The following is a 14,606-nucleotide window of genomic DNA, read 5'->3' on the forward strand; positions in this document are numbered from 1 at the left end:
TACAAAGTGTAAGCCCGCTAAATTTAGTGGGCTTTTAGGAATGACTGAAGCCTTATTAAAACTGGCTAGATGCTAGCCCTTATTTGACACTTGATAGTTTTCATCATTATCATCCAAAAACTCACTTTTCCCTAAAAGTCATTTACACTCTACAACTTGCTTACCATCTAGATTAGTCCCCTGCTTCCATAATGATGAAATTTTTTGGCTTTTAAAATAAGGGCAGGCCACTTTTTTGTATTTATTTTTACTTAAGCCACCTTCAGTCCCACCATATTCCTGATTAAATACCGCTTTACCAGCCTTTAAGAAAGTAGATTCATACTGTACACATTCATTATCATAAGCAAAACATTGCTCGTTAACAGCAAAATCAAAGTAATCGACTAGCTCTTTAAGCTGCTGGATATCATTTTTTAAGCCAATGGCTAAATTAAATTGATGCGCTGTATTTGCTAGCCACTTATTGTAATTAAGCTGGTCTTTATAGGTGACATAGCCGTGGGTTTCTTCAGTATTTTCAAATGCGTCAACATTATCCACCTCAACTGCATCACAGCCTGCCTTACTAGCAAATGCCATCCGATCTTTCATAATAGGTTTAATAATGTCTAAAGCTTTAGCGTTGCCAATGTTTAACCAGGTTTCATCGGGCCAGTCGTCCATGTCGCCATTTGGTATGAGGGTTATTTTTTTAAAGCGCTTAGCATCGGGTCGCCATTTTTCATAGGTACCACCACTAAAATAGCATATTACTTTTTTGCCTTTGGCTTTCAGTTGTTTTATTTTGCTATTGTTACCGCCTTCTGCGCCATCAAATAAATCCAGATCAACAACCTCTGCTGCTATATCAGTAGATATTTTGTTTGCATTTTCAAGTTGCCACCACCAGGTTAAACCTGGTTTAGGCTGCCAAGTTTTAGCTGTGGGTGGCTCACCAATATCATCATGAGAGTCCACAATAATCACGGCATCATCGTCATTAAAAGTAATGGTGGAAGCTATTGCAACATTCACTGAAAAAAGCGAAACAATCGCTCCATAAATAATAAATTTTGGCAACATAGTGACTCTAACCCATAATTTTACTAACACCTCCAGTATGGCATTATGGGGCACCACTACCTGATAACCAGGTCATTCATTAAATATTATTTTTTTAAGACGGGAGTTAATTCAAAGGATTGCTAAGCTAATGCTAAACCGGTCTCAGTTAACAACATACAAAATATGATGATCACTAAAGTTTAAATTAATGATCATCATATTTTTATATTTTACAAATTTAATACAAACATCTTCTCTTGGGTCATATCATGCATTGTATGGCCAATGCCTCCTGTACCTAGCCCAGAGTGACGGCGACCAGCAAAGGGCATCCAGTCGACTCTAAATGCCGTATGGTCATTCAACATAACAGCCGAAGCATCTAGCTGCTGCATGACTTTCATACTTTGCTGTAAATTGTTACTAAAGACCGCCGCTTGAAAAGCCACATTTAAACTATTTGCCCGCTGAACCGCCTCATCAATGGTTTGGTAGCCATAAATACAAACCACTGGACCAAACACCTCTTGGGTTGATACTTTCACTTGCTCAGACGGATCTAATAACACAGTTGGTGCATAACAACCGTTAGCCAGTTTCTTGCCGCCTGTAATAAGGGTTGCTCCTTGTTGCACCGCCTCTTGCACCCACTCATCAATCCGATCAACTTCTCGTGGCAAAATCAATGGACCTACATCAGTATTAGCTTGAGTTGGATCCCCTACTGTTAATTGCTCGGCAGCTTTCGCCAGTTTGTTCGCTATATTCTCCGCCATATCTTTAGGTACAAATACCCGCTGTACAGATACACAAACTTGCCCTGCATGATAAAAGCCGCCTTTAGCCAATTTAGGTATCATTGCTTCAACATCAGCTGTGCTATCCACAATAACGGGTGCAACACCTCCATGCTCTAATGCACAACGCACACCTGGTGCCAGCTGACTGCGTAGTTGCCAACCCACTCTGGCAGAACCAATAAAACTAAAAAAGCCCAGCCGACTATCAGTAACCAGTTGTGTTGCTACCTTATTGTCACAAATACAAACCTGGCACCAGCCTTCTGGTAAACCCGCTTTTGCCAGCAGTTCAGCAACTTTAAGACAAGATAGCGGAGTTGTTGATGCTGGTTTAACAATAACTGGACAACCTACCGCCACTGCGGGTATTACTTGGTGAATAATTAAATTTAGCGGGTGGTTAAATGCACTAACTGCTACAACAACCCCAATTGGCTCGCGATAACTGAACGCCAATTTGTTTACTGCTGCAGGTGTAAGCCCCATGGGTATTTCACTACCATTCAAATGCGCTAATGCCTCAATAGCTTTTTCTACACCATCAATGGCACGCTCACTCTCAACACGGGCATCTTTTAATGGCTTGCCACCTTCTTTAGCAATAGTCATTGCTAAAGCTTCAACTTGCTCGCTCATTAAACTCGCCAGCTTTTTTAAAATAGCAATTCGCTCATGTTTGGCCAGCCAGCTATCACGTTTTTTAAATAAACTATGCGCTTTAGTGAGCATTTGCTCAACATCATCTGCCGTATGCATGTCCAACGTTGCCAAGTGCGATTGTCCATAAGCGGTCAACACTTCAAGTTGCATATTGGATTGACTATGACTCATAACATACAAACCTTTGCCTGAAGTTCATCAATAAGCACTCGTTTATTTTCTGAGTAATCCACAGGTACATCAATTAAGTGCACACCACCTGCAGCAAATGCTTTCTCAAAAGTAGTCACTAGTTCTTCCGTTCGTTCAACACGATGTCCCGTGGCACCATAACTATTAGCATATTGCACAAAATCTGGGTTATTAAATTCCAGCCCCCAGTCTTCAAAGCCAGCTTGCCCTTGTTTCCAACGAATCATTCCATAGCTGCTGTCATTAAGTACCGTTACCACTATATTAAGACCCAGCCTTACAGCCGTTTCTAGCTCCTGACTATTCATCATAAAACCACCATCACCACAAATAGCCATCACCCGTCGTTCAGGGTATTGCATTGCTGCCATCATGGCTGAAGGCAGTCCTGCTCCCATAGTGGCCAATGCATTATCCAATAATACAGTATTGGGATAGTGAGCTTTATAATTACGAGCATACCAAATTTTATAAATGCCATTATCTAGAGCAATGATATCTTTATCCCCCATAACTTTACGGGTATCAGCAACTAAGCGCTGGGGAATAATTGGAAAACGACTGTCATCGGCCCCCTCTAAAGTATGTTTATCAACGCCAGATTTAATTTTTCAAAATAACTAAATTCAGCTGCTACTGTTCCCAAAGCCTCTTTAAGGCGATTAATAGAAGCAGCCAAATCACCAATCACTTCAACTTGAGGAAAATAAACCTGGTCCACTTTGGCAGACTTATAATTTATATGAATGACTTTTTTACCGCCAGGCTCCATAAAAAATGGAGGTTTTTCAACAACATCATGTCCCACATTAATCACTAAATCAGCCCGATCAATCGCACAATGTAAATAGTCATTGTCTGATAAAGCAGCTGTGCCAATAAATAATTCAGAGCGCTCATCTATAACTCCTTTCCCCATTTGCGTATTAAAAAATGGAATACGAGAGGTATGGACAAAGTCACACAAAGCTGCTCTTGCTTCTTTTCGATTAGCACCTGCCCCTACTAATACCAATGGCCGTTTTGCTTGCTTTATTAATGTAACAGCCTCTTCAATAGCGGTATCACTGGCTACAGCATAATGTCTTGCATGTGGTTCAATAATGGAAGCGTTAGTGTCTTCTGCAGCAATATCTTCAGGTAGCTCTAACAGCACAGCTCCAGGGCGCTCTTCTTCAGCTAACCGAAATGCTTCACGCACTAATGAAGGAATCGTATTGCCATGCACTATTTGCTTCGACATTTTACAAATAGGCTCAAATAAACCAACCACATCAATAATCTGAAACTGCCCTTGTTTGGATTTTTTTATAGGCTTTTGCCCAGTAATCATAATTAACGGAAATGCTCCTAAATGGGCATAGGCGGCAGGTGTAGCAAAATTAGTTGCACCAGGCCCTAAAGTTGCCATACAAACACCCGCTTTACCCGTTAAGCGCCCGTAAGTGGCTGCCATAAAAGCAGCCCCCTGCTCGTGACGGGTTAATACTAATTCAATGGATGAATTTCTTAATGACTCTACCATATCCAGGTTTTCTTCACCTGGCACAGCAAAAATATGCTTCACGCCTTCAGCTTCTAACGCTTTAACAAATAAGTCTGATGCTTTGGTACAGGTTTGCTTGTGGTGTTCTGACATAGTTTAACGTCCATTATTGATGAATATGTACTCTTCGCGAATGACTATAACCAGTTAGAATGGTATTAGATTAATTTTTGACAATAACTTGCTCAGTTGTGTCTCTAGCAATTACAGTAGGATATAGCTCATCCATTGGTATCGACTTACCATTTTCCTGTACCATTCGTACATGGAAACGCTTCAAACGTCTTGGTTCAGGTACACCACAACTGTGTGCGATCGTTTCTACCTCATGCACCATATTTAAGCAGTAGTTTGCTACTTTTACTGCTTTATCTTCAGGATTTAGTCCTTTTTGTAAACGTTCATTATGAGTAGTAATACCTGTAGGGCAAGTATTTTTATTACACTTAAGTGCTTGAATACAACCAAGACTAAACATAAACCCTCGTGCTGATACGACAAAGTCAGCACCGGCACACATTGCCCAGGCAACCTCTGAGGGGGTAATTAATTTACCTGAAGCAATGATTTTTATTCGTTCACCTAACCCTGCTTTTTTAATAATATCTTTCACTAATGGTAGAGACTCTTTAATTGGTAAGCCAACATTATCAATCAATGACATAGGTGCTGCCCCTGTGCCACCATCTGCTGAGTCGATAGTAATAAAGTCTGGGGCACTTTCTATACCACGCTCTTTGACCTTATTCGTTAAGTCCTCAAGCCATCCATAAGCCCCAATGACACATTTAAAACCAACGGGTTTTCCCGTCACTTCCCGTATGTGTGCAACAAAGTCGAGGAGATCATCGTTATTATTAATATGTGGATGACGGTTAGGAGAAATAGAATCCTGTCCTTGCTCAATACCACGAATTTTAGCTATCTCTGGTGTTACCTTAGCACCAGGCAAAATACCTCCTTTGCCTGGTTTAGCACCTTGAGACATTTTAATCTCAAACATGCGCACTTGTGAATGTGATGCAACGTCTCGTAATTTTTCATCACTGAATGCTCCTTCAGTAGTACGCACCCCATATTTTGCCGTACCGACTTGAAAAACAATATCACAACCTCCTTCTAAATGATGTGGTGATAATGCACCCTCTCCTGTATTCATCCAGCAGCCTGCCATTTTAGCTCCCTTTGAAAGTGCGCGTACTGCTGGTGCAGATAAAGCCCCATAACTCATTCCTGAAATATTAAAAATTGATTTTGCTTCAAATGGATTTTTACAGTAAGGACCAATCACTAGCGAGCTAGTTTTTTCAGCGTCTTTTTCTAAAGTAGGATAAGGGCAATTAACAAAAATAGCAGTACCAGGTTCTTTCAAATATTTGGTAGAGCCAAAAGCAACCGTGTTATCTTTATTTTTTGCTGCGCGTCCTATCCAGCCACGCTGTGCACGGTTAAAAGGCATTTCTTCACGGTCCATAGCAAAAAAATATTGCCTAAAAAACTCACCAAGGTCAGAAAGAATATAACGCATATGGCCAACAATAGGATAGTTCCTTAAAACAGCATCACTGGTCTGCCTACGATCGCGAATATACATAAATATTAAAAACAAACAGAAAAATCCAACAGCAACGATAAACAGGGTTGCCATTAATTCTAATGCTTGATGCATATAGTTTGGTAACATCGGCATACTTAAAATTCCTTACAGAAAATCACAGGCTAGTGGCTATATTTTTATACAAACTGCTAAAACTTTGGTTATAAATTTACCTTTCTCGTCAAGGTAACAACCAAACAACATTAAAAAAGACATACAAATAAACCTATTTCTTTCATATGCCTTCATATTGTTGATTATGAAATTTTTATGTTAGTTTCTATAACAAATAGCTATAAGCAGTTATATATCACTTCCCTATATAACTATACCTTTCTTCCTATAATCCTTATTAAACAATACAACAACTGACTAACTATTTAACACTTTCAGTTAACCATCTCAGTAATTTATTGAAAATGATAAATTATTTATTCTGGCATTAACGTTGCCTACATCATTAGCAGGTCAAGCATAATCAATGATTAGCAAATGTTAATAATTAATAGCATTATATAGTCAATATAAAAGCTTATAAATAGCTAACGATAGGAGCATCCCATGTTAATAAGAGCATCACTAGTCAATAAGGAGCAAAATTTTTTTCATCGATCACTTATAGAATATGTAGGCTGTATTGCTTGTCGACAAGCAGGTACATTTGCCAACTGGGCAACAATTCATCATATAAGAAATAGCACTAGCTCAAATGGTCATTGGTATGTGCTGCCACTATGCTCAGGCCATCACAAACATGGCGAAGGCCATGACAGCTTCAAGTGGTATGCTGTACATCCATTTAAAGACAATTTTGAAAAACGTTATGGCACTCAACATGAATTATACATTCAAAGCCTTTCAATACTTGATCGCTTTGGAGTGCCACTACCACATGGGCTGCAACAATGGATAAATAAAATTACCCATAAGCAAACAGCAAAAAGCCAACATAGTCACTAGCCTAATATTAAGGTGACTTTGTTATTGCAGTGGGTCAAACCATAAATTATCTTGATCTAGTGGAACACTAGCAGGTAATAGAGGGTTTTTAAGTTTAAATAATCTTCTAGTACGTAGGTTCGCCTTTTCTATTGCAGCCTGATTGTATTTTTGGAACCATATTTCATGAGTTCCATTATCAATAAGTGCTCTAAAACCAGCTTCTATTCTTGCAGCAAGTTTTATATTAGTAGGAGCCACATAAAAAAACTTCGGCCATGGATAGTACAAAAGCAATTTCCTTTCAATAAATAAATTGGGGTATTTATCTTTCCTCGCATCATACTCTATAGGAGCTTCATTAAAGCCTCGAGAAAAATAGTCAAACCTATCTTCAGAGAGCATCCCAAATAAACCTTCATAATTGGATCCTGTTACTACTTTAAAACCATTTTCTTCAAATACTTTTACATCATTCCAAAAATGTCCTTGACCAACTTTCATTTTTTTTAATTCATCCAGGCTTTTTATATTTTCAAACAATTGTTGATCATTTTTTCTAATCAAAAAGATACGATAGCCTAATACTCCTTTACGAATAGGAATCCGAATAGGCAGTAGCTTGTATTCAAGCTCTTTAGTAACACTTGTCCAAATAATAGAAAGAATTTTGTTATTACTTAGCAGTTCAGTATATCTTGCCTCATTCATAGGAATTGAAGATCTCATTTCATATTTTCCAAACTCAGGCTCCGTTATTATTAATATTTTTTCAAGTAGCTCAACTATATCATCATCCCTCTTATCATCTGCTGATTCTCTGGGGGGATAAATGATTTCAGTTACACTGCTAGCAATAGAACAAGAAGAGGATATTAGGCTAACAAAAATTAAAATAGGGAAAATGATGTTACTAAACTTTAAACAAACCATCTACAAGCTCGCATTCTATCCTGTAACACCATGACAATATTCTACAAAGCAATTATTGTGTATATTTTTTAATTATCTTATCAATTTCACCATTCGTTTTCATTTCATCTAGATATTTATGATACTGCTCTTTAAATTTCTCTAAATAAGTATATTTATCAGCCTTTTTGGTAAAACCCAAATAACCAAATTCACCACTTATAGTAGCGCCTCTAACAATACCTGATCCTTTATATTTACCTTTTTGCTTAAGCTGATTTAACTCCCACTCAATAGATAAAGCATCATTTATATAACAATCAATTCTACCATTAATTAGCTTGAGTAAATTCTTTGCATTTCCTTTAGCTTCACTAAGTTTAATTAATCCATCTTGAACAGCCCGATCAAATACAGCTCCCCCCACAGCAAAACCCGAATTATTGCCAATTCTCAAATTATAATAGTCTTCAGGCCATTTAGGGCGTGCTTTCGATAGAATTTTCTCATCACAATAAGCAGCAGACTCTTCTGCTAAAATTGGAGCAGTGTAGTCCATATAAGGTCTGTCTTCACGCTTATAAGGAGGATAAAGTGCAAAACCATCTCCAGCCTCCATTGATTTCAAGCCACGCTTCCATGGAATCCCTTCTATTTTTATATTAAAATCAGTCATCTTAGCAAAAATGACAGATAATACATCAGTATAAATACCCGTCATTTTACCATCTTGCTTATATGAGTAAGGAGGGTAAGCCTCATCAGCCATTACCTTAACTGACTGCGCTGCATATAAGTTTGATGAAAATAACAAAGGAAAACCTATGCTTAATGTCAAAAGGAACTTACGCATAATTACTCCCTACTGTTTTATAAGTAATTAAGTCATAAGTATATCTGCATATCTATCAGGCCTAAGAGAGATTACTATAAAAGTTTGCGCTAACAGGCAATCTATATATTTCACCATGCCATAGTAGTTTTACGCCTTATCAATCACAGGATTATTTTATACTTATAACGAGTCATAAAGTATATTAATAAAACGAGTCGTACCATTAATTAAATCCAAAAGGTTAATCTAGAATCATGGGTATATAATAACTAACAATAATTTGAAGCGACTAAACTCAATGCATACTTTAATCTACTCTATCATTGCTATTTTACTAGTTATTAGCAACTATGCAAAAGCAGATGATACAGTCAATAAAGAAGTGTCCATGGCTGGTAGCCCATGGGAACCATTTTATGGTGAAAAATTAATTGATCATGGTCTGGTCTCAAAAATAGTTGTAGAAGCATATAAGCGTTCTGGCTATAAAGTTAAATTTTACTTTCTAACTTGGGCTCGTTGCTTACTTGAAGTTGAATTTGGCAGAATAGATGCTACGCCTATAGCTTATTATACAGAAGAACGAGCAAAAAAATATTTTTATTCTGATCCATTCATGGATAGCCCCATTGTCTTTTTTAAACATATTGATAGCAATATTAGCTGGCGTTCTTTACGTGATTTGCAACCCTATCGAATTGGCACTGGTATAGGAATTGTCTATTCTCCGGACTTTGACAAAGCAGACTTTCTTAATAAAATTGCCATCCCTGACGATACAATTAATTTTCAAAAAATTGTTTTAAAAAGAATTGATATTGCACTTATAGACAAATATGTTGGCATTTATCAAATCAACAAAAAATACCCACATTTAAAAGACAAACTTGAATATATTACTCCACCATTATATGTCCATAAACTCTATGTTATGTTCAGCCGAAAAGTTCCTAACATTAAGAAAAAAATAAAAGCATTTAATGATGGTTATCAAGCAATTTTAGCAGATGGTACCTACCAGTCTATTTTAAAGGAATACACAAGTATTCAGCTTAATAATCACACACACCAAGAAAAGCAAACCAAATAACCGTTTGCAATATATTTTTTTGGCTTATTATAAATTATGATGACGCAAATAACCACACATTCTATGCTCTATTTAATGATCCAAGCACCCGGTTCAGTTTATGTATCGAGTAATATCAACTCTACTAATAGTGCAAGTAGTATTTTGTATTAAGTCTTTCGCAGATAAACGAGATTTATTGATAATAGAGAGTTATCATTCAGGCTATAAATGGAGTAAAGACTATGTGGAGACGATATCAAATAATCTAAGTGAATTTACTGTCCAACACTTTCAAATGGATACCAAAAGACTTTCTCCAATTATGTATCCTTCAAGGGCTGATAAAGCCTGGAAAGTGATACAAGCAATAGACCCCCTGTTAATATTCCTTGGCGATGACAATGCTCTTGAATATCTTTCTCATAGATTAAGTAAAACTAAATACCCAGTTGTATACTTGGGCATCAATTCCAACCCAAGAAATACTGGCATTTATAAATATAAAAATATTACAGGCGTACTTGAACGCCCGCTACTTAAACGTTCACTTCTCAATGCCAAAAATATATATCCGAGATTAACAAAAGCACTAATACTCTTTGATGATAGCACTACATCACACCATACGATAAAAGATTTTTTTCAAAATAAGCCTGTACAAAAAATTGGTAATATTGATACTCATCTTTTAATTTCTAACAATATAGAATTATGGAAAAAAACTGTATCAGCAGCCAAGCAAAATGGCTACCAAGCAATATGGTCAGGGCTTTATTTTACCCTTCACGATAAAGATGGTCTACATATCAAAAGCTCAGAAGTTATCAATTGGCTATCGACTAATACACCACTACCTTTATTTGCTTTTTGGGATTTTTCAGTCGGAAAAGATAAAGCCATTGGTGGTTTAGTTATGACAGGAAAATCTCAAGGTCTTGCAGCCGCCAAGATAGCAAAGAAAATTTTAAACGGGACCAAGCCAGAAAACATACTACCTCAAATATCTCCAAAGGGAGAATTTATTTATAGTAAAAGCCAGTTAGCTAAGTGGAATATAACATTACCAGATAGCATCAGGCAAAATACCACCTTTATTGAGTAGGAGTTTTACAATGAAATCAAAATTACTATCTATATTAATGCTTTCGACAACTATGACTTTTGCTAACGCAGCGGATAAAGATCTACTTATTATTGAAAGCTACCATGCAGAGTACCCATGGGATATAAGTTATGTTAATGGTATTAACAAAGCATTTGAAGGCAGTGGCTATAAAGTACACCGTTTTCAAATGGATACTAAACGAGTTCCAAAATCTGAATATCAAAAAAAAGCGGATGAGGCTTGGAAATTCTATCAAGGTATTCAACCAAAACTCGTTTTCCTTGGGGATGATAACGCTTTGAAATTTTTAGCAGATAAATTAGGAACAACTGAAACCCCTGTAGTCTATCTAGGAATTAACTCTAACCCTCGTAGAATGAAACTCAGTAAAAATATAACAGGAGTATTAGAAAGACCCTTATTTAAAAAATCAGTTGTAGAAATTAAAAAGATAATGCCCCAAGCCAAAAAAATATTAGTTTTATTTGACAGTGGTAATACATCAAAACATGCAGTAGAAGAAGCATTTAAAGGAAAAACCTCGTTAAAAATATCTGGGGCTCAACTAGAATTAAAACAAATTGGTAAAAAGACTTTATGGGAATCTACCGTTCATGCAGCAAAAAATGAAGGCTTTGATGCAATCATTATTGGTTTATACCATACGTTGATTGATGATAAAGATAACAGTGTTAATGCAGAGACTTTGATCAGTTGGACATCCCAAAATACGCCTATTCCCTTATTTGCATTTTGGAGCTTTGCTGTCGGTCCTGATAAAGCTATCGGCGGCCTAGTACTAGAAGGCTATAGCCAAGGCGAAAAAGCAGCGGAGATAGCTAAACGTATTTTAAATGGTGATAGTCCGGCAAATATTCGCCCAGCTATTGGTGAAAAAGGTAAGTTTTTGTTTAGTAAAAAGCTTCTTGAAAAATGGGGTCTGATGCTTCCTAATGATATAGCTTCTAAGGCTGAGTATATTGATTGATATACCTTTCACTGAAGCTATATCAAACTATATAGGCTAAATTACAATGGTTAAGTTAATACTATTAGTTATATTAGTTTTATATTGGCCATTCTCTCTTGCCGAAACCAAAGTGCTCTATGCTGATTATCGGCATAGGCCACCAGAAATGGTGAGAGTAGAAGGTGCTGATACATTTTTTGGTCCATTACGAGATATTCTTGAGGATGCGGCCTATCGTATTGGCTATTCAGTAGTTTGGCGGTTTGCTCCATTTCCAAGAAGTCTTGATGACTTAAAAAAGGGAAGAATTGATATAATACCAAGAACAATTAAAACAAAAAAACGAGAGGCTTTCGTGGCATACATTGGCCCTATTGGCTTTCAACAAAAAGATATTTTTTTTCTAGTTAAAAAAGGTCAAGAAGATCTAATCAATTCATATGAAGACTTATATCGACATAGAATTGGAGTAAAAAGAAAAACAGCTTATTTCCCAAAATTTGATAATGATAAAAGAATACAAAAAATGTTGTCGCTCGACGATAAAAATATGGCTGAAATGATATCCAAAAATCGCTTTCCAGTCATGATTGTATTAGATACATCATCAATAGAATCTGCCCTTAAAAAAATAGGCTTTACAAACTACTCATATGCAAACTACAAACATCAGCAAAGAATTGGAAACTATTATGGCATGTCAAAAAAATCACCTAATGCGCCAGTTTACGAAAAACTTAATGAAGCTATTTTAAATATGGTTAAAACAGGTCGTGTAGATGAATACTATAAAAAGTATAATATTATACCTCCACTGCACGAACATTAGTATTTATCTATTAAAATTTAGATCCATTACAAACGAATTACTCCTAGGACACAAGGCTTTAGTTGTCGCCAAGGGGTATTCATAATTGGTGTGAAAGCAATTTATCATTTATATATAACCAATGCGAAGGGTTTTTAGGTGAGGCCATCAAGTGACGAAGCCCCATGAGCCTATATTAATAGATGGTTGGGGTGAGGGGCGATGATAACAAAGCCTAAAATTGATTCGCGACGGGTATATTATACATTGATTCTTTCAAAAACATATTTATTATTTTAAATAACCCCTTGCTTTATTGCTAACATCACTGCTTCGGTTCTATTTGAAGCATTTAAAATTTTCAGTAACTCACAAACGATATCTGTCACAGTATAATGTGATAATTTCATAAAGTTAGCAATTTCTTTATTTGTATACCCATGAGACAAATAATGCAAGCAGTCTATCTGTCGCTTATTTAGCTTAGGTAAATCAAAAAACTCTGTCGAAAAACTATCAAGCAACTTCCATTGAAAAGTTTGAGTTAAACCTATCAAGGTAAGAATCGACTTTGAAAGAAAATGTCGAAAGTCTTGATTTTTACCATCATAACATACACTTAAAACACTTCGGTTGTTATTAGCCACTACAGGAATAGATAGGCCATTTTTTAAGCCAAAGCTCTCTGCTTCATTAATGATTTTTTTAGCTGTAATAGTCACTTGAGGCATCTCATAAGCTTCTTGCCATATAATAGGAGTAATAGACTTGAAACAATGCTGAGCTGGGGCATCTTGGTATATGTAATCTTTTTTTTCAAAACGTTGCATCCACTCATGAGGGAAGTTAGTTATCACTCCTGCTCCTGGATTGGATAAATTACCAAATAGTAACATTGGAAATCCGTACTGTTCTAACTGCTTGAATAACCAGCATTCAATTTCAGAGTACTCGCTAATAGCAGCTAACTCATCAAACCATGATAGAGGGTGCACTTCATTCATAGACTCACTCTTTATTAATGATCAACTCTTGATTAATGATCAATTTGGGAAAGCGGATAAATGTTTGTATAAATTCTATAACACTTAGCAGCTTATTGGCCTTAGACAAAAGTATATACTAGCCGCTCCCATTAAACTTTTGTGAAAGTTATGCTAACTTCATAAAGTATACATAAAATAAACGATATAGAGAGTGTAACTACCAACAAACTCACGTCAACATCATCGCTCTATACAAATTTGCTAAATTCGTCAACCCACAGATGTGGGTTTTTCTTTTTAGAAACTTCACTACACTTCCAAATCAAAGGCTGAAGTGAAATAGCTTTTCAAATAGCGCCACAATACAAGCTCACATTAATTTTCACACATTGTCGAAATTAATTAACTATTACTTTTTTAGTCAACAATATTTTGACTAAAAATACATGCTTAATCTAATTTAAGCGGCAGTAATATTAGAGCAATATACTTAAGCCTTTTATTGTAAAAACTTGAATTTAGTCAAACACAATTAATAACAGTTTAAATTAACAGGAGAGAATAACATGAAAAAGTTATCCATTTTATTTGCAGCTATAAGTTTATCATTAGCAGCAGCTCAAAGTGTAACTGCTGGTTCTTTATCTGACGAGAGTATTTCCTCTGAAAGTCTGATTGAAGCGAATGCAGATAATAATATAAACACACCAACGCCAACTGGCCGCTATTTTGTATTATCGCATGTTGCCTTTCAAGGCAACCCTGATAAACGATTTGGCTGGCCAGCTTATGTTGGAAGTTTTGATGAAGCTGTTCATTTGGCTCGCCAACATAACATCGTTGCTTTTCATTATTATGTTAGTGGTGACAGTAGTGCTACAGGAGCTATGTATCCTTTTTATTCAGTTACTGGCTATGAAGCTCGTGAAGGGAATCGTCAAACTGTTGGTGTCGTCATGGAGCGCAAAACAGTTCACTAAAAATTCAGCTGGATTATTGTTGAGCTAATACTATATTCTTCCCGAATGATTCTTAGGCTTTGTTACATCGCTCCTGACTAATAAGGAAGGTAGAGCATTATGACATGGATGTCATGTATTAGGGCAACGCAGGAGCAATTGCCGAGGAGCTATTAAC

At 36.4% G+C, this 14,606-nt stretch carries 14 protein-coding genes; 6 read left to right on the forward strand and 8 right to left on the reverse strand.

Annotation, left to right across the window (positions count from 1 at the left end; genetic code table 11):
- Positions 1–138: 138 nt before the first annotated feature.
- From OQE68_RS08030 to OQE68_RS08050, 5 genes are all read right to left on the reverse strand, one after another.
- A complete protein-coding gene (locus tag OQE68_RS08030; RefSeq protein WP_180570701.1) occupies positions 139–1,065 on the reverse strand; it encodes an endo alpha-1,4 polygalactosaminidase in 927 nt (308 codons plus the stop codon).
- A 212-nt stretch (positions 1,066–1,277) separates the two neighbouring features.
- Positions 1,278–2,678, reverse strand: a complete 1,401-nt coding sequence (locus tag OQE68_RS08035) for an aldehyde dehydrogenase family protein (RefSeq protein WP_180570702.1) — start codon at positions 2,676–2,678, stop codon at positions 1,278–1,280.
- A complete protein-coding gene (locus OQE68_RS08040; RefSeq protein ID WP_255491036.1) occupies positions 2,675–3,211 on the reverse strand; it encodes a thiamine pyrophosphate-dependent enzyme in 537 nt (178 codons plus the stop codon). Before OQE68_RS08040 ends, OQE68_RS08035 begins: the two co-directional genes overlap by 4 nt.
- A 65-nt stretch (positions 3,212–3,276) precedes the next feature.
- Positions 3,277–4,338, reverse strand: coding sequence for an acetolactate synthase large subunit (locus OQE68_RS08045; protein ID WP_255491037.1), 1,062 nt, complete (start codon positions 4,336–4,338; stop codon positions 3,277–3,279).
- Between the two features lie 70 nt (positions 4,339–4,408).
- The gene (locus OQE68_RS08050; protein WP_434801433.1) at positions 4,409–5,929 is read right to left on the reverse strand and encodes an FMN-binding glutamate synthase family protein; all 1,521 of its coding nucleotides are present in this window, start codon (positions 5,927–5,929) and stop codon (positions 4,409–4,411) included.
- A gap of 474 nt (positions 5,930–6,403) precedes the next feature.
- Here OQE68_RS08050 and OQE68_RS08055 point away from each other — a divergent pair, with 474 nt between their 5' ends.
- The gene (locus OQE68_RS08055; RefSeq protein WP_180570704.1) at positions 6,404–6,802 is read left to right on the forward strand and encodes a Ref family recombination enhancement nuclease; all 399 of its coding nucleotides are present in this window, start codon (positions 6,404–6,406) and stop codon (positions 6,800–6,802) included.
- Between the two features lie 21 nt (positions 6,803–6,823).
- On the opposite strand, the gene OQE68_RS08060 is transcribed toward OQE68_RS08055, so the two are convergent.
- Both OQE68_RS08060 and OQE68_RS08065 read right to left on the reverse strand, forming a co-directional pair.
- Entirely contained in the window at positions 6,824–7,714 is an 891-nt protein-coding gene (locus tag OQE68_RS08060) for a type 2 periplasmic-binding domain-containing protein (protein WP_180570705.1), read from the reverse strand.
- A gap of 52 nt (positions 7,715–7,766) precedes the next feature.
- Positions 7,767–8,462, reverse strand: coding sequence for a substrate-binding periplasmic protein (locus tag OQE68_RS08065; RefSeq protein WP_219340176.1), 696 nt, complete (start codon positions 8,460–8,462; stop codon positions 7,767–7,769).
- Between the two features lie 364 nt (positions 8,463–8,826).
- On the opposite strand from OQE68_RS08065, the gene OQE68_RS08070 reads away from it, so the two are divergent.
- From OQE68_RS08070 to OQE68_RS08085, 4 genes are all read left to right on the forward strand, one after another.
- Entirely contained in the window at positions 8,827–9,618 is a 792-nt protein-coding gene (locus OQE68_RS08070) for a substrate-binding periplasmic protein (protein WP_180570707.1), read from the forward strand.
- Positions 9,619–9,718: 100 nt separating this feature from the next.
- Entirely contained in the window at positions 9,719–10,702 is a 984-nt protein-coding gene (locus OQE68_RS08075; protein ID WP_180570708.1) for an ABC transporter substrate-binding protein, read from the forward strand.
- Between the two features lie 10 nt (positions 10,703–10,712).
- Positions 10,713–11,693 (forward strand): ABC transporter substrate-binding protein, encoded by a 981-nt coding sequence (locus OQE68_RS08080; protein WP_180570709.1) that lies wholly within the window; start codon positions 10,713–10,715, stop codon positions 11,691–11,693.
- Positions 11,694–11,739: 46 nt separating this feature from the next.
- Positions 11,740–12,504, forward strand: a complete 765-nt coding sequence (locus tag OQE68_RS08085) for a substrate-binding periplasmic protein (RefSeq protein ID WP_180570710.1) — start codon at positions 11,740–11,742, stop codon at positions 12,502–12,504.
- A gap of 275 nt (positions 12,505–12,779) precedes the next feature.
- Here the strand turns inward: OQE68_RS08085 and OQE68_RS08090 are convergent, their stop codons facing one another.
- The gene (locus OQE68_RS08090) at positions 12,780–13,487 is read right to left on the reverse strand and encodes an autoinducer binding domain-containing protein (RefSeq protein ID WP_180570711.1); all 708 of its coding nucleotides are present in this window, start codon (positions 13,485–13,487) and stop codon (positions 12,780–12,782) included.
- A 548-nt stretch (positions 13,488–14,035) separates the two neighbouring features.
- Here OQE68_RS08090 and OQE68_RS08095 point away from each other — a divergent pair.
- The gene (locus OQE68_RS08095; RefSeq protein ID WP_180570712.1) at positions 14,036–14,449 is read left to right on the forward strand and encodes a hypothetical protein; all 414 of its coding nucleotides are present in this window, start codon (positions 14,036–14,038) and stop codon (positions 14,447–14,449) included.
- Positions 14,450–14,606 lie beyond the last annotated feature (157 nt).

This window comes from Spartinivicinus marinus, assembly GCF_026309355.1.
GTDB lineage: Bacteria > Pseudomonadota > Gammaproteobacteria > Pseudomonadales > Zooshikellaceae > Spartinivicinus > Spartinivicinus marinus.